The organism is Methylobacterium sp. J-059, from assembly GCF_022829485.1.
In the GTDB taxonomy this organism is placed as follows: domain Bacteria; phylum Pseudomonadota; class Alphaproteobacteria; order Rhizobiales; family Beijerinckiaceae; genus Methylobacterium.
This window is the reverse complement of sequence record NZ_JAKSYA010000098.1, coordinates 14,458-39,387: the sequence shown is the minus strand read 5'-3', so window position 1 is coordinate 39,387 and position 24,930 is coordinate 14,458. Positions and strand designations below refer to the sequence as shown.

Annotated in this window: 29 protein-coding genes and 1 tRNA gene; 17 read left to right on the top strand and 13 right to left on the bottom strand. The window is 70.6% G+C overall.

Annotated elements, in window-relative coordinates:
• Positions 1-22 precede the first annotated feature (22 nt).
• Together MKK55_RS11230 and MKK55_RS11225 are read right to left on the bottom strand one after the other, a co-directional pair.
• Entirely contained in the window at positions 23-259 is a 237-nt protein-coding gene (locus MKK55_RS11230; RefSeq protein WP_243934729.1) for a hypothetical protein, read from the bottom strand.
• A 727-nt stretch (positions 260-986) separates the two neighbouring features.
• Positions 987-1,063: transfer RNA gene (locus MKK55_RS11225), tRNA-Arg, on the bottom strand.
• Between the two features lie 362 nt (positions 1,064-1,425).
• On the opposite strand from MKK55_RS11225, the gene dusA reads away from it, so the two are divergent.
• Positions 1,426-2,445: a tRNA dihydrouridine(20/20a) synthase DusA gene (dusA, locus tag MKK55_RS11220; RefSeq protein WP_279596122.1), complete on the top strand. Its 1,020-nt coding sequence runs from the start codon at positions 1,426-1,428 to the stop codon at positions 2,443-2,445.
• Here the strand turns inward: dusA and MKK55_RS11215 are convergent, their stop codons facing one another.
• From MKK55_RS11215 to cobS, 3 genes are read right to left on the bottom strand one after another with little or no spacing between them, the layout of a single operon-like run.
• The gene (locus tag MKK55_RS11215) at positions 2,446-3,135 is read right to left on the bottom strand and encodes a TIGR02281 family clan AA aspartic protease (RefSeq protein ID WP_243934728.1); all 690 of its coding nucleotides are present in this window, start codon (positions 3,133-3,135) and stop codon (positions 2,446-2,448) included.
• Complete coding sequence (locus tag MKK55_RS11210; RefSeq protein ID WP_147841755.1) at positions 3,132-3,353, bottom strand: DUF1289 domain-containing protein; 222 nt, start codon at positions 3,351-3,353, stop codon at positions 3,132-3,134. The genes MKK55_RS11215 and MKK55_RS11210 overlap by 4 nt, the downstream gene beginning before the upstream one ends.
• 38 nt (positions 3,354-3,391) lie before the next feature.
• Positions 3,392-4,213, bottom strand: coding sequence for an adenosylcobinamide-GDP ribazoletransferase (gene cobS, locus MKK55_RS11205; protein ID WP_243934727.1), 822 nt, complete (start codon positions 4,211-4,213; stop codon positions 3,392-3,394).
• A 133-nt stretch (positions 4,214-4,346) separates the two neighbouring features.
• Here cobS and cobT point away from each other — a divergent pair, with 133 nt between their 5' ends.
• From cobT to queC, 3 genes are read left to right on the top strand one after another with little or no spacing between them, the layout of a single operon-like run.
• Complete coding sequence (cobT, locus tag MKK55_RS11200) at positions 4,347-5,384, top strand: nicotinate-nucleotide--dimethylbenzimidazole phosphoribosyltransferase (RefSeq protein ID WP_243934726.1); 1,038 nt, start codon at positions 4,347-4,349, stop codon at positions 5,382-5,384.
• A gap of 4 nt (positions 5,385-5,388) precedes the next feature.
• Positions 5,389-5,745, top strand: a complete 357-nt coding sequence (gene queD / locus MKK55_RS11195; protein WP_147841758.1) for a 6-carboxytetrahydropterin synthase QueD — start codon at positions 5,389-5,391, stop codon at positions 5,743-5,745.
• Complete coding sequence (queC, locus tag MKK55_RS11190) at positions 5,738-6,469, top strand: 7-cyano-7-deazaguanine synthase QueC (RefSeq protein WP_243934725.1); 732 nt, start codon at positions 5,738-5,740, stop codon at positions 6,467-6,469. The genes queD and queC overlap by 8 nt, the downstream gene beginning before the upstream one ends.
• Positions 6,470-6,482: 13 nt before the next feature.
• Here queC and MKK55_RS11185 read toward each other — a convergent pair whose 3' ends face one another.
• Together MKK55_RS11185 and MKK55_RS11180 are read right to left on the bottom strand one after the other, a co-directional pair.
• Positions 6,483-7,559: a methyl-accepting chemotaxis protein gene (locus tag MKK55_RS11185; RefSeq protein WP_243934724.1), complete on the bottom strand. Its 1,077-nt coding sequence runs from the start codon at positions 7,557-7,559 to the stop codon at positions 6,483-6,485.
• Positions 7,560-7,728: 169 nt separating this feature from the next.
• Entirely contained in the window at positions 7,729-8,289 is a 561-nt protein-coding gene (locus MKK55_RS11180) for a TetR/AcrR family transcriptional regulator (protein WP_243934722.1), read from the bottom strand.
• A 172-nt stretch (positions 8,290-8,461) separates the two neighbouring features.
• On the opposite strand from MKK55_RS11180, the gene MKK55_RS11175 reads away from it, so the two are divergent.
• From MKK55_RS11175 to MKK55_RS11135, 9 genes are all read left to right on the top strand, one after another.
• Positions 8,462-9,394, top strand: a complete 933-nt coding sequence (locus MKK55_RS11175; protein ID WP_147727432.1) for a quinoprotein relay system zinc metallohydrolase 2 — start codon at positions 8,462-8,464, stop codon at positions 9,392-9,394.
• Between the two features lie 41 nt (positions 9,395-9,435).
• Positions 9,436-10,272 (top strand): quinoprotein dehydrogenase-associated SoxYZ-like carrier, encoded by an 837-nt coding sequence (locus MKK55_RS11170; protein WP_243934720.1) that lies wholly within the window; start codon positions 9,436-9,438, stop codon positions 10,270-10,272.
• Positions 10,272-10,868 carry a rhodanese-like domain-containing protein gene (locus MKK55_RS11165; RefSeq protein WP_147841763.1) on the top strand — a complete coding sequence of 199 codons (597 nt, stop codon included), beginning with the start codon at positions 10,272-10,274 and terminating at the stop codon, positions 10,866-10,868. Before MKK55_RS11170 ends, MKK55_RS11165 begins: the two co-directional genes overlap by 1 nt.
• Positions 10,869-11,068: 200 nt before the next feature.
• Positions 11,069-11,893: a 3-methyl-2-oxobutanoate hydroxymethyltransferase gene (gene panB, locus MKK55_RS11160; protein ID WP_147727435.1), complete on the top strand. Its 825-nt coding sequence runs from the start codon at positions 11,069-11,071 to the stop codon at positions 11,891-11,893.
• Positions 11,894-11,994: 101 nt separating this feature from the next.
• Complete coding sequence (locus tag MKK55_RS11155; protein WP_147841765.1) at positions 11,995-12,231, top strand: hypothetical protein; 237 nt, start codon at positions 11,995-11,997, stop codon at positions 12,229-12,231.
• Between the two features lie 105 nt (positions 12,232-12,336).
• Positions 12,337-13,710: an MBOAT family O-acyltransferase gene (locus MKK55_RS11150; RefSeq protein ID WP_243934718.1), complete on the top strand. Its 1,374-nt coding sequence runs from the start codon at positions 12,337-12,339 to the stop codon at positions 13,708-13,710.
• 4 nt (positions 13,711-13,714) lie between these two features.
• The gene (locus MKK55_RS11145; protein ID WP_243934716.1) at positions 13,715-14,734 is read left to right on the top strand and encodes a hypothetical protein; all 1,020 of its coding nucleotides are present in this window, start codon (positions 13,715-13,717) and stop codon (positions 14,732-14,734) included.
• A 176-nt stretch (positions 14,735-14,910) separates the two neighbouring features.
• Positions 14,911-15,330, top strand: a complete 420-nt coding sequence (gene dksA / locus MKK55_RS11140) for an RNA polymerase-binding protein DksA (RefSeq protein WP_147728054.1) — start codon at positions 14,911-14,913, stop codon at positions 15,328-15,330.
• Positions 15,331-15,470: 140 nt separating this feature from the next.
• Positions 15,471-15,650, top strand: coding sequence for a hypothetical protein (locus tag MKK55_RS11135; RefSeq protein WP_147728053.1), 180 nt, complete (start codon positions 15,471-15,473; stop codon positions 15,648-15,650).
• Positions 15,651-15,669: 19 nt separating this feature from the next.
• Here the strand turns inward: MKK55_RS11135 and flgH are convergent, their stop codons facing one another.
• From flgH to flgF, 4 genes are read right to left on the bottom strand one after another with little or no spacing between them, the layout of a single operon-like run.
• Positions 15,670-16,434, bottom strand: a complete 765-nt coding sequence (gene flgH, locus MKK55_RS11130) for a flagellar basal body L-ring protein FlgH (RefSeq protein WP_147841768.1) — start codon at positions 16,432-16,434, stop codon at positions 15,670-15,672.
• A 33-nt stretch (positions 16,435-16,467) separates the two neighbouring features.
• Positions 16,468-17,553: a flagellar basal body P-ring formation chaperone FlgA gene (flgA, locus tag MKK55_RS11125; protein WP_243934714.1), complete on the bottom strand. Its 1,086-nt coding sequence runs from the start codon at positions 17,551-17,553 to the stop codon at positions 16,468-16,470.
• Between the two features lie 22 nt (positions 17,554-17,575).
• Positions 17,576-18,367 (bottom strand): flagellar basal-body rod protein FlgG, encoded by a 792-nt coding sequence (flgG, locus tag MKK55_RS11120; RefSeq protein ID WP_147728051.1) that lies wholly within the window; start codon positions 18,365-18,367, stop codon positions 17,576-17,578.
• A 14-nt stretch (positions 18,368-18,381) separates the two neighbouring features.
• On the bottom strand, positions 18,382-19,122 hold the full coding sequence (gene flgF / locus MKK55_RS11115; protein WP_147841770.1) for a flagellar basal-body rod protein FlgF: 741 nt from the start codon (positions 19,120-19,122) through the stop codon (positions 18,382-18,384).
• 280 nt (positions 19,123-19,402) lie between these two features.
• Between flgF and fliL the strand changes: the two genes are divergently transcribed.
• Genes fliL through MKK55_RS11095 form a run of 4 tightly spaced genes read left to right on the top strand, consistent with a single transcriptional unit; the run spans position 19,403 to position 22,587 of the window.
• Positions 19,403-19,918, top strand: coding sequence for a flagellar basal body-associated protein FliL (gene fliL / locus MKK55_RS11110; RefSeq protein ID WP_243934713.1), 516 nt, complete (start codon positions 19,403-19,405; stop codon positions 19,916-19,918).
• A 52-nt stretch (positions 19,919-19,970) separates the two neighbouring features.
• Positions 19,971-21,185: a flagellar motor switch protein FliM gene (fliM, locus tag MKK55_RS11105; protein ID WP_243934712.1), complete on the top strand. Its 1,215-nt coding sequence runs from the start codon at positions 19,971-19,973 to the stop codon at positions 21,183-21,185.
• A 17-nt stretch (positions 21,186-21,202) separates the two neighbouring features.
• Positions 21,203-21,706 carry a DUF6468 domain-containing protein gene (locus tag MKK55_RS11100; protein WP_243934711.1) on the top strand — a complete coding sequence of 168 codons (504 nt, stop codon included), beginning with the start codon at positions 21,203-21,205 and terminating at the stop codon, positions 21,704-21,706.
• Complete coding sequence (locus MKK55_RS11095) at positions 21,703-22,587, top strand: MotE family protein (protein ID WP_409566052.1); 885 nt, start codon at positions 21,703-21,705, stop codon at positions 22,585-22,587. Before MKK55_RS11100 ends, MKK55_RS11095 begins: the two co-directional genes overlap by 4 nt.
• A 70-nt stretch (positions 22,588-22,657) precedes the next feature.
• Here the strand turns inward: MKK55_RS11095 and MKK55_RS11090 are convergent, their stop codons facing one another.
• Positions 22,658-23,209 carry a GNAT family N-acetyltransferase gene (locus tag MKK55_RS11090; protein WP_243934710.1) on the bottom strand — a complete coding sequence of 184 codons (552 nt, stop codon included), beginning with the start codon at positions 23,207-23,209 and terminating at the stop codon, positions 22,658-22,660.
• Positions 23,210-23,350: 141 nt separating this feature from the next.
• Entirely contained in the window at positions 23,351-24,517 is a 1,167-nt protein-coding gene (locus MKK55_RS11085; protein ID WP_243934709.1) for a type III PLP-dependent enzyme, read from the bottom strand.
• Positions 24,518-24,930: the final 413 nt, after the last annotated feature.

Sequence of the window (24,930 nt, the reverse complement as noted above, 5' to 3'; positions counted from 1 at the left end):
TCGGCATCGGGGAACGCCCGACTTAGCCGCCGGGCTCGACATCGAGCGTTCTCGCCGGACCCTCCAGGTCCTTGGCGACATCGTGGAGCACCTGCTCGACCAAAGGCGGCCACGGGACGTCGCAGGCCTGAAGCAGCCTCGCCGCATCGAGAAGCGCTTCGATCTGCGCCGGCAGGATCGGACCGCCCACCATCTGCGCATAGCGGACCCGAGCCGCGAGAGCCGACGACAGCCGTACGACTTCCGAGCGTTTGTCCATCTATGGCTCCGGGGATTCGATCTTGTCGTAGTTCATCAAAGCGATGCTTTCGAAATGGTCGTCTCAAGGATTGTTATTAAATATTTCACGACTAACATTAAGTTGGCTGTGAGATTTGATCAATAAATTGGTTTTTGATTTTTTATCCCCAGAGATCACAACTTGTAGCATCTTGGAGACGAGTAGGCAGTTAGGCTCAATAAATACATTTCGATATATCGATAAAGAGTAGCATCAAAATCATGAACTACCTTGCGCGCGCTGTGCGACGAAGCAACCGCGAATGTCACGCACCTCGCGTCCGCGCGTTGCGCTCCGAGCGCCTACGCAGATCCAATAGCAGGACAGGAGTTTCGCCACCGCCGCCGTGAAACGGAACCTAGACCGGCTCTGTCGAATGGTCGAGGACGAGGTTGGCGATTTCGAAGCGGTCGGGAAGGAACGCTGCAGGCTGCCGACGGCTCAGCGGACCTCAGCAGATGCGGCGCTGCAACGGCCCCGTGTCGGCGAGTTTCCCGCGCGTTCGCCCGGTTGCCGACCGTGGGTTCCCCCGGCCGATGCGAGAGACCACGACGACGGGCGAGATTTCGTTACGAAACGCGTGGCTTCCGGTGTTCGTCGACCGCGCCGTGACGAACGTCGTCGACCGAGTCGATGACAGGACCATCTGGGCGTCGTCGTGACGGGCGCATGGCCACCGCCCGGTGTTCGCATTGCTGTGTGGGAATGGCGCGCCCGAAAGGATTCGAACCTCTGACCCCCAGATTCGTAGTCTGGTGCTCTATCCAGCTGAGCTACGGGCGCCCTGCGGACCGGTCGGCGGTGGAGGCCTGTTCCGGTCGCGAGGGGGTGTCTAGAGGCTCGTTCCGCGCTTGGCAAGTGGGTATCGGCAAGTGGGTATCGGCGGGTGGGTTGGCGGAGCGGTCCCTTGCCGTCGCGCACGCGGCGCATCGATCCCATGGCTCGCGACGGCGCTCGCAACCGAGGCGTCGCTCGGGCCCGCGCATCGCCGAGCCCACCGTGCTGCCTTTGTGCCGTCTCCTGCGCATGGTATCCGAACGCGTCCGCGCGCCGGCTCGCGGCCGAGGTGGATACGGCAAAGCCGCCGCAGGCGGGCAGGGCGGCGTCCTGCCGGCGAGAGATGCTTTTTAGGGTACGAGATCCGAATGATTGCGGCGGCCGAGACGGAAGGCACCCTCGCGGGCTGGCGCTTTAGCGTCGCGCCGATGATGGACTGGACGGATCGCCATTGCCGGGCGTTCCATCGTGTGCTGTCGGCGCGGGCGCGGCTCTATACCGAGATGATCACCACCGGCGCGGTCATCCACGGCCCGCGGGAGCGGCTGCTCGGGTTCTCGCGCGCGGAGCATCCGGTGGCGGTGCAGCTCGGCGGCTCCGAGCCGGCCGACCTCGCCGAGGCCGCGCGGATCGCGGAGGGCTACGGCTACGACGAGATCAACCTGAACGTCGGCTGCCCGTCGGACCGGGTGCAGAACGGGCGCTTCGGCGCCTGCCTGATGCTGGAGCCGGAGCATGTCGGCGCCTGCGTCGCGGCGATGAAGGCGGCGGTGCGGGTGCCGGTGACGGTGAAGTGCCGGATCGGCGTGGACGAGCAGGACCCGGAGCCGGCGCTCGACACGCTCGCCCGCGCGGTCGTCGCGGCCGGCGTCGACGGGCTGATCGTGCACGCGCGCAAGGCCTGGCTCCAGGGCCTGTCGCCGAAGGAGAACCGCGACGTGCCGCCCCTCGACTACGGCCGGGTGGTCCGCCTCAAGCAGGCATTTCCCGCCCTGCCGATCGCGGTGAACGGCGGCATCGCCACCGTGGCGCAGGCGAAGGCGCACCTGTCCGGCCTCGACGGCGTGATGGTCGGGCGCGCGGCCTACGGCGATCCGGCCGGGCTGATCGCGGTCGATCCCGAGCTGTTCGGGGCGCCGGCCCCGGTGGCGGACGCGTTCGAGGCGGTCGAGGCCTATGCGCCCTACGTCGCGGCGGCGTTGGAGGGCGGCGAGCGGCTCCACGCCATCACCCGGCACATGCTCGGGCTGTTCAACGGGCGGCCGGGCGCGCGGGCGTACCGGCGCCACCTCTCGACGGCGGGCGTCGAGGCCGCGGCCGACCTCGCGACCCTGCGCGCGGCCGTGGCGCTGGTCTCGCGGGCGCTGCCGGAGCGGGACGCCGCCTGATCAGCGCCCGCGCAGGATCAGCCGGTCGCCGCGGACCTCGTAGCCGGCGAGCCGCGTCAGGAAGCTCTGCCCGAGCAGGTTGCCGTCGAGGGCGCCCGGCATGGCGACGAGCGCCGGGACGCGCCGTTCCGTGATCGGGCCGATGGCGAGCGCGTCGAGCGTGGTCGGCGCGGCATAGGCGATGCCGTTCGCCGTCGCGACGCGGGCGGTGAATGCGCCGGCTTCCGGGCGGAGGCCGAGCGCCGCGGCGTTCTCCGCGGTGAGGACGACCGCGCTGGCGCCGGTATCGAAGGCGAAGCTCTGGCTGCGCCCATCGACCTGCGCCTCGACCAGGAATGCGCCGTCCGACCGGCGCGTGATCGTCACCGTGCCCCCGGGGCCGATCGTCGGAGAGCCGGGGCGCAACGCACCGGTCACCCGCGCGCCGACCTCCTGCAGCGGCTCGCGATAGACGTAGCCGACGATGCAGGCGAGCCCGAGGCCGCACCAGAGCAGCAGCGCCTGGAGGTTCTTTCCGGGGGCACCGGCGAATTGCCGCCAGAACCCGGCGACCACCAGCGCGAGGATGCCGGCGCCCCAGGCGAGGCCGGCGAGCTGGTCGGGCTCGATCGCCCCGGCGATCCGGCCGCCGTCGGTCGCGACCAGCACGGCCACCACCAGGCCGATCGCGATCAACGCGAGGATCGTCATGCCGGCGTTCCGGCCACCGCGAGACCGGCCCCCCGCAACCGGGCCGGGAGCCCTGCCATGATCGCGCGGCGCTGCGGCTCGGAGAGCGAGCCCCACAGCCCGATCTCGTCGCGCGTCCGGCCGCAGCCGATGCACAGGCCGCTCGGCCCGTCGAGGACGCAGACCTTGGTGCACGGGCTCGAGGGTTTGCCGGACGACGTCGGGATGGGCGGGTTCATGCCGCGTCCATGCCCGCTTCGTGGCCTTGCGATCAAGCTCAGACCGTGGCCAGCAGGGCGAGCAGGGCCCCGATCTCCGCGACCTGCTGGCAGGCTCCGACGACGTCGCCGGTCTGCCCGCTGATCTTCCGCCGGGCGATGCGCGTCATGGCGAGGGCGGCAAGCGGCGCCAGCACCACCATCGCGAGGATGCCGGAGAACGGCAGGCCGAGCGGGCGCGCCAGCAATGCCAATACCAATCCGATGCCGATGGCCGTGCCCGTCGCCGCCCGGCTCGGGCGGCCGACCGCGGCGGACAAGCCCCCGGGTCGGGCCGGCGCGAGCAGAACCATCGGCGCGAGCGCGGCGACCCGCGACAGGATCGCGGCGAGGGCGAGGCCGGTGGCGGCGGCCGTGCCGGTCCGGTCCAGCAGGGTGGCGAGCGCGCCGATCCGGAGCGCCAGCGACAGCATCAGCGCGACGCCGCCATAGGCGCCGATGCGGCTGTCCTTCATGATCTCGAGCCTGCGCTCCGGCGTCGCGCCGCCGCCGAACCCATCGGCGACGTCGGCGAGGCCGTCCTCGTGCAGCGCACCGGTGAGCATCACCGCGACGGCGACGGCGAGCGTCGCCGCGACGAAGGGCCCGAGGTCGATCCACCATCCGGCGAGCAGCACGAGGGCCGGCGGCAGCGCCAGGATCAGGCCGGCCAGCGGCAGCATCCGCGGGATCGTCCGGAAGTCGGGGACGGCGTGCGGATCGGGCTCGCCCGGAAACCTCGGCAGCGGCAGGCGCGAGTAGAAGCGCAGGCACGCCGCCAGATCGTGCAACAGGTTGCGGCCCGGCCAGTCGGCCTCGCCGCGGAACGGTCCGCCCACCATCACGCCGCCTTCGCTCGCAATCGGCCTTCGTCCGCACGCAGCCTTCACCCGCGCGTCCCGCACCACTATAGCTCGCGGGAACGGCGCGCCCGTCCACCGGCGCAAGCCCGCCCACAACAATCCTTCGGACCCGATGACCGACCCGACCCCGTTCGCGGATATCCGCCGCCTGATCGAGACGATGCCCGGCCCCGATCGCGATGCGACCGCGGCGATCGCGGCGCGCGAGGCGCGGCTGACGAAGCCCGCCGGCGCGCTCGGGCGGATGGAGCAGCTCGTCGCCTGGCTCGGGGCGTGGCAGGGGAAGGCGATGCCGACGCTGGACCGGCCGCTGGTCTGCGTGTTCGCCGGCAGCCACGGCGTGACGAAGCGCGGCGTCTCGGCCTTCCCCGATGCGGTGAATCGCCAGATGCTCGAGAACTTCGCCGCGGGCGGGGGAGCGATCAACCAGATCTGCGCCGCCTACGGCCTCGGCTTCAAGGTGTTCGACCTCGCCATCGACCTGCCGACCGGCGACATCACGCAAGACGCGGCCCTCGACGAGAAGGCCACCGTCGCGACCATGGCGTTCGGCATGGAGGCGGTGGCCGCCGGCACGGATTGCGTCGGCGTCGGCGAGATGGGCATCGGCAACACCACGATCGCCGCCGCGATCTACGCCGCCCTGTTCGGGGGAGCGCCGTCGCACTGGGTCGGGCGCGGCACCGGCTTGGACGAGGCCGGGATCGCGCGGAAGGTCGCGGCGGTGGAGGCCGCGCTCGCCCACCATGACGGCCATCTCGACGACCCGCTCGAGGTCCTGCGCCGCCTCGGCGGGCGCGAGGTCGCGGCGATGGCCGGCGCGATCCTGGCCGCGCGGCTGCAGCGGGTGCCGGTGGTGCTCGACGGCTACGTCGCGACCGCCGCCGCGGCGGTGCTGCACGCCCTCGACCCGCGCGCGCTCGACCATTGCCTCGCCGGCCACGTCTCGGCCGAGGGCGCCCATGCGGAGGTGCTGGAACGCCTCGGGCTGGTGCCGCTGCTGGCCCTCGGCATGCGGCTCGGCGAGGGCTCGGGCGCCGGCATGGCGATGGGGCTGCTGAAGGGCGCGCTCGCCTGCCATCGCGACATGGCGACGTTCGAGCAGGCCGGGGTCTCGGGCAAGGCCGGCGTCTCGGGCAAGGCGGAGTAGCAGGATGAAGATCACCCAGGCTTTCACCTTCGAGGCGGCCCACCGCCTGCCGAACGTGCCCGAGACCCACCGCTGCCACCGGATGCACGGGCATTCCTACCGCGTCGAGCTGACGGTCGCCGGCCCGGTCGACCCGCGGACCGGCTGGGTGGTCGACTTCTTCGACATGGAGGCGATCTTCGCGCCGGTGCTGCTCCGGCTCGATCATTACTGCCTCAACGAGGTCGAGGGTCTGGAGAACCCGACCGCCGAGAACATCGCGGCCTGGATCTGGCATCGCACGAAGGACGGCCTGCCGGGCCTCAGCTCGGTGAAGGTGTTCGAGACGCCGATGTCCTGGGCGGAGTACGACGGTGACTGACGAGCGCGCACTGGTCCTGTTCTCGGGCGGCCAGGATTCCGCCACCTGCCTCGCCTGGGCGCTCGACCGGTTCGCCCATGTCGAGACGCTGGGCTTCGACTACGGCCAGCGCCACCGAATCGAGCTCGACGGCCGCGACGCGCTCCGCGACGGGATCGTCGGGATCCGCCCCGACTGGGCGGAACGGCTCGGCGCGGACCACACCCTGGCCCTCGACGCGCTCGGGCAGGTCTCGGAGACGGCGCTGACGCGCGAGACGGCGATCGGCTTCGAGGCCGGCGGGCTGCCGAACACCTTCGTGCCGGGCCGCAACCTCATCTTCCTCACCTTCGCCGCCGCTCTGGCCTATCGAAGGGGCCTGCGGCACGTCGTCGGCGGCATGTGCGAGACCGACTATTCCGGCTACCCGGATTGCCGCGACGACACGATCAAGGCGCTGCAGGTCGCGCTCAACCTCGGCATGGAGCGACGCTTCGTGCTGCACACCCCGCTGATGTGGCTCGACAAGGCCGAGACCTGGCGCCTCGCCGAGCGCCTGGGCGGACGGCCGCTGGTCGATCTGATCGTCGAGGACAGCCACACTTGCTACCTCGGCGAGCGCGGCGCGCGCCACGCCTGGGGCTACGGCTGCGGCGCCTGCCCGGCCTGCGCCCTGCGGGCCTCCGGCTACGCCCGCTTCGTGGCCGACGCACTCGGGAAATCGGGCCAGAACGCCGCCGCTTGACAGGGCGCCCGCGTCAGCGGGTTTGGACGATCACCCCGTACCAGCCGAGGCCCGCATAGGTCTCGTAGCCGGGGGTGCGGTGGAAGGCGGTGACGGCCGCGCCCTGCACCACGCCGTTGGCGCTTCCCTTCGGATCGAAGGCCAGCGTCTCGCTCAGCACGCCCCGGTCGTCGGAGGCGGCGAGGACGCGGCGGTCCGCATCCACGAGCAGCACCCGCGTGCGGGCACGATCCTGCGGCGAGACCCGCACGCCCGCCACGATCGCCCGCGCCTGCGGTTCCCAGTCGAAGTGGATCGCCAGGACGCCGGCCGGCACCCCGTCCGCTCGCCCGCCCGCGCGGATGCTCGCGCAGTACGTCGCGACCTGCGCCCCGCCGAGACGCGCCTCGCGCCGCACGTTGCCGGAGACGTAGTCGTCGCCGCTGCGCAGGGCTGCGGCCTCTCGGAACCAGGGCTCGTCGGCGACGCTGTCGCCGCGCACACCGGGATACCGATCCGGCCTGCCGACGGCGAGGATGCGTCCGTCGCGGTCGCAGACCCAGAGGTCGAGATAGACCGTGTAGGCGGACAGGATCACGCCGAGGCGTGCGCACGCATGGGCCGCGGTCGCTTCGCCGGGCTCGGTCACGCAGGCGACCAGGGCCGCATCCGTCGCCCACCAGCGCACGTCGCAGGTCCGCTCGTAGAGATTGCGGTCGACGAGCTCGATCGCATTGAGGGCGAGATCGATCATCCGCTCGCCCTGGGCCTGGACGGCCATCGCGCCGACGGTGCGGCCGAGCTCGCCGATATGCCCGGACAGCTGCGTCTCCAGCTCGCGGGCGAGGCTCTCGATCTCGGCGCCGATGCCGCGGACCTCCTGTGCCACCACGGAGAAACCCTTGCCGTGCTCACCGGCATGGGCCGCCTCGATCAGCGCGTTGAGCGCAAGGATCTTCGCCTGCGCGGTGATCTGGTGGATGCGCCCGATCTTCTCCTGTGCCACCCGGCTGACCCCGGCGGTCAGGGTCGAGATCGTCGCCAAGGTCGGCGCCGGCTCGACCGCCGCGTCCGCGGCTCGGCCGACGATGTTCGAGGCGGAGACGGGCATGCGGTTCGGCTCGGGTTCGGATCGTCGTTCGGGACTTAATACCTAGACTGGCCGAGTGAAAAAGACTTTAATCTAATCGAAGAGCCGGGCGGCGCTGCTTTCAATCCGGCCCCCGATGTCAGCGGCGCGAAACCCGTCCATCTCGGGCGGCCATCGTTCGCGAGCCGGGTCAGCGCAGGCGGTCGGTTAGCGCGGTCAGCGTCCCGGCGAAGGCTTCGGGCCCGCCGAGCAGCCGCTCCAGCAGCAGCGCGCCTTCGAGCGTCGCCACCACCAGGCGGGCATGGCGCGCGGGGTCGAGCCCGGCCCGGATGCTCCCATCGGCCGCGCCGTCGCGAAACACCTGCTCCAGCCACGTCAGGTGATGGGCGAAGAACGCGCCGACGTCGCCCCGTAGCCGTTCGGGCAGCGCGTCTCCCTCCGTGGCGAGCGCGGCGCACAGGCAGCCGAGTCCCTGCTCGACACCGCCGAGATAGAGCCGGCCGTAAGCCGCGATCCGGTCGATGCCGGCCGGGTGCGTTGCGCAGATGTCGGCGAGGGCCGCGTCGTAGCGTTCGCCGTAGGCCGCCACCAGCGCCGCGCCGAGATCGTCCTTGGTCCGGAAGTGATGGTGGATGCTGGCCTTGCGGATGCCGACCACCTCGGCGAGGTCGGCGTAGCTGAAGCCGGACCAGCCGCGCCCGCGCACCAGCATCTCGGCCTGAAGCAGCAACTCGGCGCGGGTGTCTCGCATCGCGGGGTCGGAAACCGTGTTCGCAGCGCGCCGCCGGGCAGCACGTTCCCCCTTGTGGCACTTGACGCCGAAGAAATCTACCTACTAGATGGTTGGAACAATAAGTCAGGAGGTCCCGCATGTCGGGAACGGCTCAGCGCCACGCCCATGCCCGCCGCAGGGATTCTCGGCGATGAGCGCCGTGCTGACGCGCCGCGCCGCGCTTTTCGGCGGGTTCTGCCTGTGCTGCCTTCCGAAGCCCGGCTTCTCTGCCGAGTCCTTCGCGATGGAGGAGGTCGGGCCCGGCATCTTCATGCGCCGCGGACCGAACGCCGACGCGACGCCCGAGAACGACGACGCGATCGCCAACATCGGCTTCATCGTCGGCAAGGAGGCCGTGCTGGTCACGGAGTCGGGCGGCAGCCTCGCCGACGGGCAATGGCTCCGCTCCGAGATCGTGAAGCGCACGTCGAAGCCGATCCGGCACGTGGTCATCACCCACGTCCATCCCGACCATTGCTTCGGCGCCGCGGCCTTCCTGGCCGACAAGCCCAACGTCATCGGCCATGCCCGCCTGCGCGAGGCGCTCGACGCGCGGGGCGACTATTACCGCCAGCGGCTCGTCGACATCCTCGGTGCCGACAAGGCCGGCAGCGTCGTCTACCCGACGCAGGAGGTGAAGGACGGGGCCGAGGTCGACCTTGGCGATCGCACCCTGCGCTTCGCCGCACACGCCACCGCGCACACCTCCTGCGATCTCTCGATGATCGACAGCGCCAGCGGCCTGCTGTTCACCGGCGACCTGCTCTCGGTCGGCCGCATCCCCTCGCTCGACGGCAACCTCAACGGGTGGCTGAAGGAGATCGAGGGTTTGCGGGGCTCGGGCGCGACCCGGGCGGTCCCCGGCCACGGCCCGGTGTCCGTCGCGCTGGCGCCGGGGCTCGATGCGCTCGCCGGCTATCTCACCACGCTGCGCGACGAGACCCGCAAGGCCATCGCCGCCGACGTGTCGATCGAGAAGGCGGTGGGGACCGTCGCGCAATCCGAGCGCGGCAAGTGGGACCTGTTCGACAGCTACAACGGCCGCAACGTCACCGAGGCCTACAAGGAGCTCGAGTGGGAATGAGGCCCGGCACGACTTATCTTTCACGCCATCGGAGGAACGCCATGAAGTCCGCCCTTTCGTTGATCTTGAGCGCGAGCCTGTCGGCCGCCATCCTCCTCGCCGGCCCGGTCCTGTCCGGACCCGTCCTGGCGGCCGGTGCCTCTGACACCGACGCCGAGCGCGCCGCGCGCTGGCAGGAGATCGCCAAGTCGGTGTTCGGCGACCGCAAGATCGAGCCGACCGACAGCCTCATCCGGATCGACGCGCCGAACCGCGCGATGGATGCGGCGCTGGTGCCGATCACCCTGACCATGCCGGAGAAGGACAAGATCAAGGCGGTGCACTTCGTCATCGACGACAACCCGTCACCCTACGCCGCGCACTTCACCTTCGGCCCGGCCGCCGACCCGAGCGAGCTGAAGCTCCGGGTGCGCGTGAACAATTACACCAACGTCCACGCCGTCGCCGAGACGAAGGACGGCGGCCTCTACGAGGCGGTCAAGTTCGTGAAGGCGTCGGGCGGCTGCTCCGCTCCGATGGGCATGAGCGACGAGGAGGCGATGAAGGGCATGGGCGACATGCGGATGAAGTTTTCCGGCGAGGCCCAAGCGGGCAAGCCCGTCGAGGCGACGCTGATGATCCGCCACCCGAACTTCTCGGGCATGCAGATGAATCAGGTGACCCGCGACTACACGCCGGCGCGCTACATCAACAAGCTCGTCGTCACCGCCGGCGACAAGACCGTGTTCGCCATGGACGGCGACATCTCGATCGCCTCGAACCCGGTGATCAATTTCGGCCTCATCCCCGAGCCCGGCAAGCCGATCAAGGTCGCCGCCACCGACAGCCAGGGCGGCTCGTGGGAGCACAGCTTCAGCGCGCCGAGCCCGAGCAACTGATGCCCGCGCGCCGATCCCATCGCCTGATCCGCGTCGGCACGGCGCTCGCCGCCGCGGGTCTCCTCGCCGCGGCGCCGGCGGACTCGCCGGTGAACGTGCCGGAGCCGGCGGGCCTGCACGAGGGCGTGCAGCAGGGCTACACGCCGAAGACCCTGAGCGGCGCCGTCGTCGTCGACATCGCCGCCCTCGACGCGCTGATGCCGAAGCAGCCGCTGCTGATCGACGTGGCTTTGGCCGACCGGAAACCCGCGAACTTTCCGGCGGACCGGCCCTGGCTTCCGGCCCACCGCTCGGTGCCCGGCGCCGTCTGGATGCCGAATGCGGGCGCGGCGCCCCTCGATCCCGCACGGGAGGACCTGTTCCTGAAGCGGGTCGAGGCGCTGAGCGGCGGCGACAAGGCGAAGCCCATCGTCACCTTCTGCCATCCCGATTGCTGGGGCAGCTGGAACGCCGGCAAGCGTCTCGTCCGGCAGGGCTACACCGCGGTGCACTGGTTCCCCGACGGGATCGAGGGCTGGCAGGACAAGCACGAGACCGCGGTGGTCCGAGAGGACCCCGAATGGGCGCGCAAGCCCATCTCCACCGGCGAGCGCTAGCGCCTTCGCGAGCGCGCCGCATGCCGGCTCGCGTGGACGCGTCCCGCCCGGCCGAGCCTGACACCCTCCCGCAAAGGAAAAGCGGCGGGCGGGATTCTCGGCGCCGGACGGTGTAGAGGAGGCGCGCGGGCGATCCTGATCGGCCGCGAGCCTCCGGCCCGTCAGCCGCGGGCGAGGTGACGAGAACGGAGTCCAAGACCATGTCGCAGGTCGTGCAGTCGCGGCGCGTGATGGCGGTGGATCTGGCCAAGCGGAAGGCCGAAGGCGCCAAGATCATCGCGCTGACCGCCTACCACGCCCACACCGCCAGCATCCTCGATCCGTATTGCGACTTCATCCTCGTCGGCGACTCGCTCGGCATGGTGATGCACGGCCTCGAATCGACCCTGCCGGTCACGCTGGAAATGATGATCCTCCAGGCCCAGGCGGTGATCCGCGGCACCTCGCGGGCGCTGGTGGTGGTCGACATGCCGTTCGGGTCCTACGAGGCGTCGCGCGAGCAGGCGTTCATGAACGCGGCGCGGGTGCTGAAGGAGACCGGGGCCGGCGCGATCAAGATGGAAGGCGGTGCCCGCTTCGCCGACACCGTCGCGTTCCTGACCCAGCGCGGCATTCCGGTGATGGGCCATATCGGCCTGACGCCGCAATCCGTGAACACCATGGGCGGTTTTCGCGTCCAGGGCCGCGGCCCGGACGGCGAGCGCATCCTGATGGAGGATGCCCGCGCGATCAGCGAGGCCGGCGCCTTCGCGATCGTGCTGGAAGGCATCGTCGAGCCGGTGGCCAACGCCATCGCCCGGTCGCCGGCCGTGACCGCGCCGACGATCGGCATCGGCGCCTCTGCGGCCTGCGACGGCCAGATCCTGGTGCTTGAGGACATGCTCGGCCTGAGCGACCGGGCGCCGAAATTCGTGAAGAGCTTCGGCTCGCTGCGCGCCCACATCGAGGAGGCGGTGCGCACCTACGCCGACGAGGTCCGGTCCGGGCGCTTCCCCGCCGAGGATCACACCTACGGGCCGCGTTGAGGGCCGGTTCACCCTGTTCGGGGCGAAAACCCTCGGTCGCGCATACCGGGCGATCGATCGGGCATGGTCGTGCGTTACCCTCCCGATCATTCGGAGACGGCATGGACGCGCGCTGCATCACCCTGAACAACGAGGCGGTCCGCATCGGATCGGAGCGGCTGCTCAGCCACCTCCGCAGCGAGGGCCTGAATTACGACCTCTGGGTCACCGGCACCGATTGCGGGAGCACGGTGCACCTGCGGGTCGACGACCTCACCGACAGCCTGGACAGCCGGATCCGCGCGGTGCTGGTCGGAACCGCCACGACGCTGGACCTCGCGACCCGGCCCCACGCGTAAGGCGCGACGCCGTCGATTGACGCATCCCGGTCGATCCCCGACAAGGCGGCCGCCCGACGCTCGGTCCGAGCGGCGCGGCATCCCCCCGCCGCGCCGCCCCGGCCGATGCTGTTCAACTCCTTCGTCTTCCTCCTCGCGTTCCTGCCCGCGGCGCTCGCGCTGCACGCCCTCGTCGAGCGCCATCGGCCGGGCCTGCGGCTGCCGCTGCTCGTCCTGCTGTCGTTCGTGTTCTACGGCTGGTGGGACGTGCGGTTCGTGCCGCTGCTGCTCGGCTCGATCCTGGCGAACTGGCTCGTCGCCCGCGCCTTCGTCAGGGCGCCGACCCGCTGGCTGATCCCGGGTGCGATCGCGGCGAACCTCGTCGTCCTGGCGCTGTTCAAGTACCTCGATTTCTTCGCCGACCTCGCCGGCCTGATCCCGGGGATCGAGGCGCCGCGGCTCGGCTGGGTGCTGCCACTCGGGATCTCGTTCTTCACCTTTCACCACATCATGTACCTGACCGACCTTCGGGCCGGCCGCGCGCCGGCCTTCGGGCTGACCAAGTACGCGCTCTACATCGCCTTCTTCCCGCAGGTTCTCGCCGGCCCGCTCGTGCGCTGGAGCGAGATCATGCACCAGTTCGACGAGCGCCCCTATGCGCGCCCGGATGCGGCGGAGCGGATCTGCCGCGGACTGATGCTGCTCACCGTCGGCCTGTCGAAGAAGGTCTTCTTCGGCGATCCGCTGGCGGGCTACGTCAACCCGGTGTTCCAGGCCGCCGCCGCCGGCAAGGCGGTGACGACCGCCGAGGCGTGGCAGGCCACCCTTGGGTTCACCTTCCAGATCTACTTCGACTTCTCGGGCTACACCGACATGGCGCTGGGCATCGCGCTGCTGTTCGGGCTCGTGCTGCCGCAGAACTTCGACGTGCCGTACCGGTCGGCGTCGCTGCGCGACTTCTGGCGGCGCTGGCACATGACGCTGTCGCGGTTCCTGCGCGACTACCTCTACATTCCGTTCGGCGGCAACCGCCGCGGCCTCGCCATCCAGGTCGCGGCCCTGTTCGCGACGATGACGCTCGGCGGCCTCTGGCACGGGGCCGGGCTGACCTTCGTCGCCTGGGGAGCGCTGCACGGGGCCGGCCTCGGGGCGGGCATCCTGTTCCGCCGGGCGAACCTTCGGATGCCGATGGTCCTCGGCTGGGCGCTGACGTTCCTGTTCGTGGTGCTGACCTGGGTGCTGTTCCGCGCCACCAGCTTCGAGGCGGCGCTGATCGTGTTCAAGGGGCTGGCCGGCTTCGGTCCGTCCGGCACCGGCTTCAAGTGGCGGACCATCGCCGTCGCCGCGGCCGTGGCGACGGTCGGGCCGAGCGCCTGGGCCGCGGTCCACCGCATGCCGCCGAGCCGGCTCATCGCCGCCGCCTTCGCGCTGCTGTTCGTCGTCGTGCTCCTGAAGATCGGCGACGACGGCAATTACGACTTCATCTATTTCCAGTTCTGAGCCGATGCGGACCCCGTCGCCCGACACGGCCTGGCACGATTTCGCCCGCACCGCCGTGCTGACGGCGATCGGCCTCCTGTACGGCTACCTCGCCCTCGCGATCGCGATCGATCCCTACGACAGCGGGCGCTCCACGCTCTTCTCCGTCGGCGGCGTCCGGCCCCAGGGGCCGCGCACCGCGCTCGCGGTCCGCGGGCGCGACCCGGCCTTCACGGGGGCCGTCATCGGCAATTCGCACATCCAGCTCGTCGAGCCGGCCCGCCTCTCGGCCGCCACCGGCATTCCGTTCGTGCAACTCTCCGTGCCGGCGACGGGCCCGGGCGAGCAGCTGCTGGTTCTCGACTGGTACCTGCGCCATCATCCGAAACCCGCCGCCTTGGTGATGGCGGCCGACGACTTCTGGTGCACCGACGATCCGGCGCTGCCGCCCGGCAAACCGTTCCCCTTCTGGCTCCTGGAACGCGACCCCGTCGCCTACGCCTTCGGCCTGCTGCGCTTCAACGTGGCCCAGGAGGTCGTCGGCCGGATCGGGTGGCTGCTGCGCAGGAAGCGGCCGATGGCTCGCGCCGACGGGTGGTGGGATTACGAGCCGGATTATCTCAAGCTCGGGTTCGGCGGCGGCGACCGGCGCGCGCCGAGCGCGGGGCCGCCCGTGCCGGACACCCCCGATCCGCACAAGGCCGGCCCGTTCCCCGCGGCCGCGCGCCTGACCGCGATGCTCGCCCGCGTCCCACCCGCGACCCCCGTCGTGCTGGTGTTTCCGCCGATCCATGCCTCGGCCCTGCCGCGCCCGGGGACCGCCCGCGCGGCGGCCGAGCAGGCCTGCAAGGCCGCCATCGCGGCGGCGGTCGCAACCCATCCGCTCGGCAGCGTGCTCGACGAGCGCCGCGACACGCCCGAAACGCACGAGGATGCGCAGTTCTTCGACCAGAGCCATTATCGGCACCCGATCGCCCGGGCGCTCACCGATGCCGTCGCCGCGGCGATCGTCCGCCTCCGCGGTCCGTCGGCAATCCACGATTGAGCAAACCAATCTCCGTCGCACGCGCGCGACCGTGGCACCTTTGCCGCATCAATTGGCGCAGCGTGTGCAAGCACCGCAGCTTGAACGCGGGTGCGTTGTAGCAGCAATCCACCTCGACTATACGGCAGGCAATTATCGCCGCGGACCGGCCGTACGGGACTATGGAAGGGCGACGAATGGCGAAGGTGACGCTGGAGGACGGCTACGTTCCGTCCGACGACGAGCCCTTCATGAACGAGCGTCAGCGCGAGTATTTTCGGCGCAAGCTGCTCGGCTGGAAGAGCGACATCCTGCGCGAGGCGCAGGACACCCTGGTTGCGCTGCAGAGCGAGAACGAGAACCACCCCGACCTCGCCGACCGCGCCTCGTCGGAGACCGACCGGGCGATCGAGCTGCGGGCCCGCGACCGGCAGCGCAAGCTCACCGGCAAGATCGATGCGGCCTTGGCGCGGATCGAGGACCGCTCCTACGGCTATTGCGAGGAGACCGGCGAGCCGATCTCGCTGCGCCGGCTCGATGCCCGGCCGATCGCGACCCTGTCGCTGGAAGCGCAGGAGCGTCACGAGCGCCGCGAGCGCGTCTACCGCGACGACTGAAGTCTCTCGCGGTGCAGCATGCGGTTTTTCAGTAACCGGGCGGTCTCGACTGTGCCGTAGCCCGGAAAATCGCAAGCTGAGCCGCGGGAACCCCCGGGCTTGACCGTGCTTTACCCGATCACATCATCGGAGGCACGTCCATGGACAACGATGTTCTGATTCCGGTCCTCGCCATCGGAACGATCGTGGTCGCGACGGTGATCGCGGTCTGGCAGCGGACGCGCGTCGCGAAGATCAAGCACGATCCCACCCGCTCGGCGGTGATCTCGGGGCACGGCGAGGCGCCGCGCCCCAACCGGCCCGGCACCGAGCACACCTGATCGGAGCGTTCGGCCCTGGTCAGAACGGCAGCAGGATGTCGACGATCTGCTGGCCGTAACGCGGCTGCTGCACGTCGGTGATCTGGCCGCGTCCGCCATAGGCGATGCGCGCCTGGGCGATCTTGGTCGATTCGATGGTGTTGTCCGACTCGATGTCCTCCGGGCGGACCACGCCGGCCACGATCAGCTCGCGCACCTCGAAGTTGATCCGGATCTCCTGCTTGCCCTCGACCACCAGGTTCCCGTTGGGCAGGACCTGCGTCACGATCGCGGCGACGTTGGTCGACACGGTCTCGTTGCGCTGGACCGAGCCGACGCCGTCGTTCGAGGAGCTCGACGTGGCGGCGAGCAGCTTGTCGGGCGACACGCCGGCGGCGAGCACGGCGGCGTTCTTCTCCAGGCCGCCGGCATTCGGCAAGCCGAAATTCTCGGTGTTGCTGCGCGAGCGCTTGGTCTCGTTCGAGATGTTGGCCTGATCCGTGACGTTGACCTTCACCGTGACGAGGTCGCCGATCCGCGCGGCGCGCTGGTCCTTGAAGAACGCGCGCGAGCCGGTGCGCCAGAGCGAGTTCGGCGCATACGAGACCGGCTGCACGTCGGGCATCGGCAGGCGGACCGGCTTGTAGCCGGCCTGCGCCGTCGGATCCTCGATCGCCGACAGGTTGGGCTGCGCGCCGACCTGGGACAGGCGGTCCATGGTGTTGCAGGCGCCGAGCCCGGCGCAGGCGACCAGCGCCGCGGCGAGGGGCAGGGCGCGGCGCGGGGAGCGCGAAGGATGACGCATCGGATCGTCTCTGCCTGATCTTGATGGGTGCGGTCAGCGAAGCGTGGTCGGCGGCTCGGCGCTCGCCTGCCGCTGCGGTGGGGCCGGGCCGACCGAGACGCGGCCCGGGCCGATCACGATCGCCTGGAGAACCTTCTTCGAGGCAATGTTGACGACGTTGACCGTCGCGCCCAGCCGTCCGGCATCGGTGGCCTGGCCGCGCATCGCCAGGCTGATGCCGGGGGATTCGTAGACGATGGTCACCGCCTCGCCGCGGGCGACGAGTTCCGGCGGGGCGGTATCGCCGGTGCGGAGGATCGCGCCCTGGCTCAGCGTGCGCTGCGCGACCTCGCCGACCAGCGTCGCGCCCGAGGCCAGCGCGTCCGGCGGCGAGCCTTCCCGCGGGCGGCGCTCGATCGTCAGGTCGGCGGCGGTGACCGGCTCGCCGCGGTTGAGGGTGCGGTTGACGATGGCGACGTCGCGCATCTCGATCACCACGCCGGAGACCCGCAGCGAGGCCTGGCGCTCGCCGAGCGTCATCAACCCGCCGACGCGGCGCGAGCGCGGATCGTAGTTGAGATCGAGGGCGACGACCTGGCCGTCGAGATCGACCGGCGCCAGCAGCATCGGCCCGTCCCCGTCGAGGCGCACGCTCACCGATTTCGCGTCGACCCCGTAAGCGGTCTCGAGCGCACGGCGCAGCGCCGCCTCGATCTCCTGGGCTCCAACCCGGCGCGCGGCGCGCTGGACCGCGACCTGGAGCCGGCCGCCCGTCTCGACGGCGCCGAGGTTGAGGGCCGCGACCGCCTCGAGGATGCGGCGGGCCTGGATCGTGCCGGTGGCGCCGAGCGCGGGCGCCCGGAACAGCGGGCGCTTGGCCGCCGAGCTCGGCGCGCCTTCGACGAGATCCTCGAGGGTGAGCACGTCGCCGCGCGCGGTGACGTCGCCGCGCAGGCGCATCGCCTCGTCGGCGAACGCCGGCAGCGTGTAGGCGCCGAGAACGGCCAGCGCGAGGAAAGCGAAGGCCGCGCGCAGCAGCACCGCGACGCCGAGCGGGGCGGTGCGCAGGCCGGCGGAACGCGTGATCGGCCGCAGCTCGGCCTCCTGGCGCGGTTCGTCGTAGGCGGGGGAATGGAACATGACCGTCGGGCTCCGGGCGGCGCTAGCTGCGGAACATCTGCGAGGTGGTGGAGAGCATCTGGTCGGCGGCGGTGACGACCTTCGAGTTCATCTCGTAGGCGCGCTGCGCGGCGATCAGCGACGAGATCTCGGTGACGGCGTTCACGTTCGCCTCTTCCAGGTACGATTGCTGGAGGTTGCCGAAGCCCTCGCCGCCGGGCAGCCCACTGACCGCCGGACCCGAGGCCGCGGTCTCGATGAACAGGTTGTCGCCGATCGATTCGAGGCCGGTCTTGTTGACGAAGCGGGCGAGCTGGAACTGGCCGAGCGATTGCGGTGCGGTCTGCCCGGGCAGCGTCGCCTGCACCGCGCCGGTGGCGCTGATGGTGACGGCGGTGGCGGTGTTCGGCACGGTGATGCCGGGATCGACGAGGTAGCCGTCCCGGGTGACGAGCTGCCCCTGCGCCGACAGGTCGAAGGAGCCGTCGCGGCTGTAGGCGGTGCGCCCGTCCGGCATCGTCACGCGGAAGAAGCCCTCGCCGCGGATCGCGACGTCGTAATCCTTCTCCGTCGAGGTCAGCGTGCCCTGCGACATGATGCGGGCGGTCGAGACCGTCTTCACGCCCGAGCCGATGGCGAGGCCGGCCGGAAGCTGCGTGTTCTGGTCCGAGGTCGAGGCGCCGGCGCGGCGCAGGTTCTGGTAGAGCAGATCCTGGAAATGCGGCTGCTGGCGCTTGTAGCCCGTGGTGCGAAGGTTGGCGATGTTGTTCGAGATGACCTGGACGTTGAGTTCCTGGGCCGCCATGCCGGTGGCGGCGGCGTAGAGCGCGCGCATCGTCTAGCTCCCGCTCAGGCGACGTCGGCGAGGCGGCGGATCGCCGTGCCCCGCAGATCGTCGAGCCGCGTGATCACGCTGGAGACCATGGCGTAGGTCCGGTTTACGTCCATCAGCCGGGTCATCTCGAGCACCGGGCGCACGTTGGACTTCTCCAGCGCACCCGATTCGAGGCGCCCCCTGATCCCCGCGGGCTGCGGCTGCGCGCTCGATTCGTAGAGGTTGGCGCCGGCATTAGTCAGGGTCTGCGGGTTGGCGAAGGTCACCAGCCGCACCTTCCCGCGCACGCCGAGATTGGTGGAGACCGTGCCGTCGGGGCCGATCGAGAGCCCGGTCTCCTGCGGGTTGACGGTGATCGGGCCGCCCTCGCCCTGCACCGCGTAGCCGTCGCTGGTGACGAGGGTGCCTTGCGCGTTCACCTCGAAGGCGCCGTTGCGGGTGAAGCGCACGCCCTGTGGCGTCTGCACCGAGAAGAACGCCTCGCCCTGGATCGCCACGTGGGTCGGGTTGCCGTCGGGCTCGATCGCGCCCTGGCCGAGGTCGAGCGCGGTGCCCTGGTCGATCACGTAGGAGAGGCGGCGATCCGAGCCGGCGAAGGTGTCCGCGCTCGCCGTCGGCATCAGGTATTCCTGGAAGCGCGTCGAACGGCCCTTGAAGCCTGTGGTTGAGACGTTGGCCATGTTGTTGGCGATGACGTCGAGCTCGCGCTGAAGCGCCATTTGGCTCGACACGCCGACGAGGAGGGCATTCTGCATCGTGGACTCGATCCGTCGTGCCGCGGTGGCGGCGGGGGGATATCCGCATCCCTCGTGCCAGAGTGCGAAAACCGATTTTCGTGTTTGAAGTCAACGGCTTGGCGGGGCGATCGCGGGTCGGCCGAAACGACCGGATCGGTCCGGCGGCAAAGCCGACCCGGCAGATTGTGCCGGCTTAACGGCGTGTTAACCCTGCCGGCCGATACCGGAGCCTCGAAGGGGCCCGCACCCGATAGGCGTGGGCCCGGATGCTCACCCGACGGATCGCGGACCACCGCTCATGGCCAAGAAGCCCAAGAAAGCGGATACCGCCGAGGGTGCCGGCGGCGAGGCCGCAGCCCCGAAGAGCAAGAAGAAGCTCATCATCATCGTCGCGGCCGCCGTGCTCCTCCTCGGCGGGGGAGGGGGCGCGTTCATGCTGAAGAAGCGTGCCGCCGCCGAGGCCGAGGCCGAGCACGCCGCCGAGGTCGCGGAGGTGAAGAAGCCGTCCATCTTCCTCGACGTCCGAGAGATGGTGATGAACCTCAGCCCCGAGGCCGGCGTCGAAAAGGCCAAGTTCGCCAAGGTCCGCATCGCCCTCGAGCTCAAGGACGCGAAGGTCGAGAGCGAGGTGAAGCCGCTGATGCCGCGGGTCGAGGACGCGCTGCAGATCTACATGCGCGACCTGCGCGGCAGCGACCTCTCCGGATCGCTCGGCCTGTATCGCCTCCGCGAGGAGCTGCTGAAGCGGGTCAACGTCGCGGTCTATCCCGCCCGTGTCGAGGCGGTACTCTTCAAGGACGTGATCGTCCAGTAGCGACCGGCCGCAAACCCGAGCCCGACCGCGCCTCTCTGCAACCGAGCCCCTCATGGAACCCGACGACCCGAACGTGGAGGACGACTGGTCGGCAGCCCTGATCGAGCAGGGCGCCGAGGGCGGGGACGCGTCGCTCGCCGACGAGTGGGGCGCCGCGCTCGCGGAGCAGGGCACCACCCGCAACGCCAGCGACGTCGCCGCCGAGTGGGCGACGATGATCGAGGACGGGGAGAGCGACAACCTTCCCGAGCTCGCCGGCAACGACCGCATCCTCAGCCAGGACGAGATCGACGACGTCGTCGGCTTCTCGCTGCGCGAGCTGTCGGCCTCGGGCGCCGGCGGCGTCCGCGCCATCGTCGATTCAGGCGTCGTCCAGTACGAACGCCTGCCGATGCTGGAGATCGTCTTCGACCGGATGATCCGGTTGCTGTCGACCTCGCTGCGCAACTTCTTCCAGGACAACGTCGAGGTCACCCTCGACAACATCACCTCGGTCCGCTTCGGCGACTACCTCAACGCCATCCCGCTGCCGACCCTGCTCGGGGTGTTCAAGGCCGACGCCTGGGAGAATTCCGGGCTGGTCACGGTCGAGTCGAACCTCGCCTACTCGACGCTCGACCTGCTGCTCGGGGGCAAGCGCGGCGGCTCGTCGAGCCGCCTCGACGGGCGTCCCTTCACCACCATCGAGATGCAGCTGGTCCGGCGCCTGGTCGAGATCATCCTCGGCGACCTCGAGCTGTCGTTCCAGCCGCTGTCGCCGGTGCGGTTCGCGATCGACCGGATCGAGACCAACCCGCGCTTCGCCACCATCACCCGGCCGGCCAACGCGGCGATCCTGATCTCGCTCCGCCTCGACATGGACGGGCGCGGCGGCCTGCTGCAGATCCTGTTCCCCTACGCCACCATCGAGCCGATCCGTGAACTGCTCATGCAGAGCTTCATGGGCGAGAAGCTCGGCCGCGACCACGTCTGGGAAGGGCACCTCGCCACCGAGATCTGGCAGGCGGACATGACGATAGAGGCGGTGCTCCACGAGATGACGCTGCCGCTGAAGCGCGTCATGGCGCTGAAGGTCGGCGACACGCTGATGTTCGACGCCAAGCCGAGCGACCTCATCACGGTCCGCTGCGGCGAGTGGGCGCTGACGCAGGGGCGGATCGGGCGCGTCGACGACAGCATCGCCGTGCAGGTGACGCGGCCGTTGCGGCGCTCGCGCACCACGCTCCAGGCCTACGAGGCCTCGATGAACAACCGAAGCGACACCTGAGCGATGGATTTTCGGTCATGAGCCTCCTCGTCACGCTCGCCGCAGACGGCCTCGTCGCCGTCCTGCTCGTCGCCACCATCGTGTCGTCGATCAAGCTGTCGCGCCGCATCGCGCAGCTGAAGGGCGACGAGGCTGCCCTGCGCCAGACCATCGGCGACCTGATGGTCGCCACCTCGACCGCCGAGCGCGCCATCGCCGGCCTGCGCAGCACGCTGGACGAGTGCGACCGCACGCTGGCGGAACGCCTCGGCACCGCCGAGCGCTACGCCGCCGACATCGCCGCGCAGGTCGAGGCCGGCGAGGGCGTGATCGCGCGCATCGGGGCGATCGTCACGCAGATGCGCGGCGCCGTGCCTCGGCCCGTCGCGCCCGAGCCGGCCGTGCAGCGCCCGACGATGCGCGTCGCGAGCGAGACGCCGGCCTCCGACGGCCCGAACGGCGAGCGCCTCGGCGCCGCCGCCGCCGCCGCCCTCGCGATGACCGAGCGCGCCCTCCACAGGGTGCGGAGCCGCGCCGCATGAGTGCTGGGCCTCCCGCCCGGACCGACCCCGCCCGAACCGCGCTCGCGGCCGCCGAGGGCGCGCGCGCGGCCAAGGTCGTCCGGGGCGCCAACAACGCGAAGGCCCTGACCGCCCTGGCGCGCGCGCGCATGCGCGCGATCCGTCCGTTGCGCCTGCGGATGATCGATGCGGTCACGCTCGCCGCCGCCGGGCTGCTGGTGCTGAAGCTCATCGCGATGTCGGTCGAGACGCCGCAGGTCGGCACCGAATTGCCGGCCCTCGCCCAGGTGCTCGCCAAGGCCCGCGCCGGCTACGAGCTGGCCGACCCCGCCACCACCGGATCGGTGACGCCGAAGGACGAGACGAAGGCGGATGCCAAGAAGCCCGAGCCGCCGCCCCAGGCTCAGCCGCCGATGCCCGAGCCAGTCTCGCCGAGCGAGCGCGCCCTGCTGGAGAAGCTCGGCGCCCGGCGCGACGCGCTCAAGCAGAAGAGCGACGAGCTGGAGCTGCGCGAGAAGATGCTCGGCGAGGCCGAGCGCAAGCTCGAGACCGGGCTCGGCGACCTCAAGCAGGCCGAGGACAAGGTCGACACATCCGGCAAGGCCAAGGCCGAGGCCGAGAAGGCCGGCCTGAAGAACCTCGTGACGATGTACGAGACGATGAAGCCGAAGGAGGCCGCCCGGGTCTTCGACCGTCTCGGCCAGGACGTCCTGGTATCGCTGGTGCTGGCGATGAATCCGCGCAAGATGGCGGAGGTGCTGGCCGTGATGCAGCCGGATGCCGCCGAGAAGCTGACCGTGGCCCTGGCCAATCGCGCCCGCGGCGTCGCCGGCCCGCAGGCCGCGGCCGGCGGAAGCCTCGGCCCTAACGAACTGCCGGCGATCGAGCCGGGCAGCCGCTGAGCCGCCCGGCTACGCTTCCGTCGCGCCACCCGGGTACGCGGCCGTGCCGCCCCGGCCGGCCCGGTCGCGCTCAGGCGGCGCGTCGTCGGCCGTTCGCCGCGCCCGCGGTGCCGAGATCCGCCGGGGCATCGAGGACGCCCGTTGCCCGCACCAATCCTTCGGCGCCGGTGAGCGCGCCCGCTCGCAACTCGAGGCCGAGGAAGCGTTCGCGCGCGAACGGGCCGGGCAGCGTGAGGTCGGCCGCCAGCGCCCCCGAGAAGCCGAAGCGGTCGTAGTAGGGCGCGTCGCCCACGAGCAGCACGGCGCCGTGCCCGAGGGATTCGGCGCGGCCGAGGGCGGCATGCATCATGACCCGGCCGAGGCCCTGGCGCTGCAGCGCCGGGTCGACGGCGAGCGGCCCGAGAAGCAGGGCCGGCCGGGCGCCGGCCTCGACGGTCCAGAGCCGCAGCGTCCCGATCAGGCGCCCGTGGCGGGTCGCCGAGAAGGCGAGGCCGCGGGCGGGCAGGCGGCCTTCCCGCAGGCGCTCCGAAGTCTTCGCGCGGCGGTTCGCGCCGAAGCAGGCGTCGAGCAGGCGCTCGCGCGCCGCGACGTCGAGATGATGCTCCGCCCGGATCTGGATCATGACCGTAACCGCCCCGTCATGGCGTGACGCTCGAGGATCCGCGCATCCCCGCCGGCGACCGGATGAGAGCCGGCCGATCGGGATGCGCGGTCTGGGTTCGGATGCCCTAACGACCCGCGGCCGCCGAAGGTGCGGATCGGGTCAGATCACGATCTGTTGCAGCGGCGGGAAACCGTTGAAGGCGACCGCGGCGTAGGTCGTGGTGTAGGCGCCGGTGCCCTCGATCAGCACCTTGTCGCCGATGGAGAGGGAGACCGGCAGCGGGTAGTGATCGCGTTCGTAGAGCACGTCCATCGAGTCGCAGGTCGGGCCGGCCAGCACGCACGGCGCCATCCGGTCGCCGTCATGCGCAGTGCGGACGGGATAGCGGATCGACTCGTCCATGGTCTCGGCCAGCCCCCCGAACTTGCCGATGTCGAGGTAGACCCAGCGCACCTCGTCCTCCGCGGCCGACTTCTTCGAGATCAGCACGACCTCGGCCTCGATCAGGCCGGCGTTGCCGACCATGCCGCGGCCCGGCTCGATGATCGTCTCGGGCAGCCGGTTGCCGAAGTGCTTGGTGAGCGCGCGGAAGATCGCATCGCCGTAGGATTCCACGCCCGGCACCTGCTTGAGGTACTTCGTGGGGAAGCCGCCGCCGAGGTTGACCATCGACAGGCCGATGCCGCGGAGCGCGCACTCGCGGAAGATGGTCGAGGCGGAGGCGAGCGCTCCGTCCCACGCCTCGGTGTTGCCCTGCTGCGAGCCGACGTGGAACGAGACGCCGTAGGCCGAGAGGCCCTGGCGATGGGCGTGATCCAGCACGTCGACCGCCATCTCCGGCTCGCAGCCGAACTTGCGCGACAGCGGCCAGTCGGCGCCGGCTCCGTCGCACAGGATGCGGCAGAACACCTGCACCGCCCCGGCCTCGACCCCGGCGGCGGCGGCGGCGCGGACGATCTTCTCGACCTCGGCCTCGCAATCGACCGCGAACAGGCGGATGCCGAGACGGAGCGCGCGGCCGATGCAGCGCTCCTTCTTGATGGTGTTGCCGAAGGAGATCCGCTCGGCGGTGGCGCCGGACGCGAGCGCCATCTCGATCTCGGCGACCGACGCGGTGTCGAAGCACGAGCCCATGTCGGCCAAGAGGCGCAGCACCTCGGGGGCCGGGTTGGCCTTCACCGCGTAGAACACGCGGGTGTCGGGCAGCGCGCGGGCGAACGCGGTGTAGTTGTCCCGGACCACGTCGAGGTCGAGCACCATCACGGGGCCCTCGTCGCGCCCGAGGTCGCGGCGGACGCGCAGGAAGTCGCGGATGCGATCGGTCATGTCGGTTCCAACCCACAGGTTCGCGGGGCCGCCCACGGGGGAGCGCGCCGTCGAAGAAGTGACGGTCCAGGCGGACCGCCGGCGTCTGGGGCCGATGCGTCGCGCGGACCCGCGCGCTGTGGAGACGCGACGATCCGTGCGGGCGCGAAAAGCACCCGGAGGCTGCCGTGGATTGGACGGGGTTTTCCCATCCGCACGCCGGGCAAGGAGAAACAAGCCTCTTCGGTGCCGGCCTTTGGAGGGCCGACGAGACCAAAAAAGCCCGTTCGTCGTTGCTTTAAGCTGCGTCCCCCGTGGAGAGCGGGGTTCGCCGGTTTCGCCTCCGGCTGCCGGTTGTTGTCGGGGTCCGGTGTCGCCACCTGGATGCCGGCCGGAGGGGATCCACCCTGTCGACCATCGATCCTTTAAGACCC

What these genes read in the sequence shown, in the direction of transcription:
- MKK55_RS11180 (WP_243934722.1), bottom strand. Translation starts at nt 8,289, where the DNA reads ATGCGAGACACCCGCGCCGAGTTGCTGCTTCAGGCCGAGATGCTGGTG.
- MKK55_RS11135 (WP_147728053.1), top strand. Translation starts at nt 15,471, where the DNA reads ATGGACAACGATGTTCTGATTCCGGTCCTCGCCATCGGAACGATCGTG.
- flgF (WP_147841770.1), bottom strand. Translation starts at nt 19,122, where the DNA reads ATGCAGAATGCCCTCCTCGTCGGCGTGTCGAGCCAAATGGCGCTTCAG.
- cobS (WP_243934727.1), bottom strand. Translation starts at nt 4,213, where the DNA reads ATGGTGGGCGGACCGTTCCGCGGCGAGGCCGACTGGCCGGGCCGCAAC.
- MKK55_RS11230 (WP_243934729.1), bottom strand. Translation starts at nt 259, where the DNA reads ATGGACAAACGCTCGGAAGTCGTACGGCTGTCGTCGGCTCTCGCGGCT.
- MKK55_RS11095 (WP_409566052.1), top strand. Translation starts at nt 21,703, where the DNA reads ATGAGTGCTGGGCCTCCCGCCCGGACCGACCCCGCCCGAACCGCGCTC.
- dusA (WP_279596122.1), top strand. Translation starts at nt 1,426, where the DNA reads ATGATTGCGGCGGCCGAGACGGAAGGCACCCTCGCGGGCTGGCGCTTT.
- MKK55_RS11185 (WP_243934724.1), bottom strand. Translation starts at nt 7,559, where the DNA reads ATGCCCGTCTCCGCCTCGAACATCGTCGGCCGAGCCGCGGACGCGGCG.
- fliM (WP_243934712.1), top strand. Translation starts at nt 19,971, where the DNA reads ATGGAACCCGACGACCCGAACGTGGAGGACGACTGGTCGGCAGCCCTG.
- MKK55_RS11165 (WP_147841763.1), top strand. Translation starts at nt 10,272, where the DNA reads ATGCCCGCGCGCCGATCCCATCGCCTGATCCGCGTCGGCACGGCGCTC.
- MKK55_RS11210 (WP_147841755.1), bottom strand. Translation starts at nt 3,353, where the DNA reads ATGAACCCGCCCATCCCGACGTCGTCCGGCAAACCCTCGAGCCCGTGC.
- flgG (WP_147728051.1), bottom strand. Translation starts at nt 18,367, where the DNA reads ATGCGCGCGCTCTACGCCGCCGCCACCGGCATGGCGGCCCAGGAACTC.
- MKK55_RS11215 (WP_243934728.1), bottom strand. Translation starts at nt 3,135, where the DNA reads ATGACGATCCTCGCGTTGATCGCGATCGGCCTGGTGGTGGCCGTGCTG.
- MKK55_RS11150 (WP_243934718.1), top strand. Translation starts at nt 12,337, where the DNA reads ATGCTGTTCAACTCCTTCGTCTTCCTCCTCGCGTTCCTGCCCGCGGCG.
- MKK55_RS11155 (WP_147841765.1), top strand. Translation starts at nt 11,995, where the DNA reads ATGGACGCGCGCTGCATCACCCTGAACAACGAGGCGGTCCGCATCGGA.
- dksA (WP_147728054.1), top strand. Translation starts at nt 14,911, where the DNA reads ATGGCGAAGGTGACGCTGGAGGACGGCTACGTTCCGTCCGACGACGAG.
- MKK55_RS11100 (WP_243934711.1), top strand. Translation starts at nt 21,203, where the DNA reads ATGAGCCTCCTCGTCACGCTCGCCGCAGACGGCCTCGTCGCCGTCCTG.
- queD (WP_147841758.1), top strand. Translation starts at nt 5,389, where the DNA reads ATGAAGATCACCCAGGCTTTCACCTTCGAGGCGGCCCACCGCCTGCCG.
- MKK55_RS11175 (WP_147727432.1), top strand. Translation starts at nt 8,462, where the DNA reads ATGAGCGCCGTGCTGACGCGCCGCGCCGCGCTTTTCGGCGGGTTCTGC.
- MKK55_RS11090 (WP_243934710.1), bottom strand. Translation starts at nt 23,209, where the DNA reads ATGATCCAGATCCGGGCGGAGCATCATCTCGACGTCGCGGCGCGCGAG.
- MKK55_RS11145 (WP_243934716.1), top strand. Translation starts at nt 13,715, where the DNA reads ATGCGGACCCCGTCGCCCGACACGGCCTGGCACGATTTCGCCCGCACC.
- panB (WP_147727435.1), top strand. Translation starts at nt 11,069, where the DNA reads ATGTCGCAGGTCGTGCAGTCGCGGCGCGTGATGGCGGTGGATCTGGCC.
- MKK55_RS11085 (WP_243934709.1), bottom strand. Translation starts at nt 24,517, where the DNA reads ATGACCGATCGCATCCGCGACTTCCTGCGCGTCCGCCGCGACCTCGGG.
- cobT (WP_243934726.1), top strand. Translation starts at nt 4,347, where the DNA reads ATGACCGACCCGACCCCGTTCGCGGATATCCGCCGCCTGATCGAGACG.
- fliL (WP_243934713.1), top strand. Translation starts at nt 19,403, where the DNA reads ATGGCCAAGAAGCCCAAGAAAGCGGATACCGCCGAGGGTGCCGGCGGC.
- flgH (WP_147841768.1), bottom strand. Translation starts at nt 16,434, where the DNA reads ATGCGTCATCCTTCGCGCTCCCCGCGCCGCGCCCTGCCCCTCGCCGCG.
- MKK55_RS11170 (WP_243934720.1), top strand. Translation starts at nt 9,436, where the DNA reads ATGAAGTCCGCCCTTTCGTTGATCTTGAGCGCGAGCCTGTCGGCCGCC.
- flgA (WP_243934714.1), bottom strand. Translation starts at nt 17,553, where the DNA reads ATGTTCCATTCCCCCGCCTACGACGAACCGCGCCAGGAGGCCGAGCTG.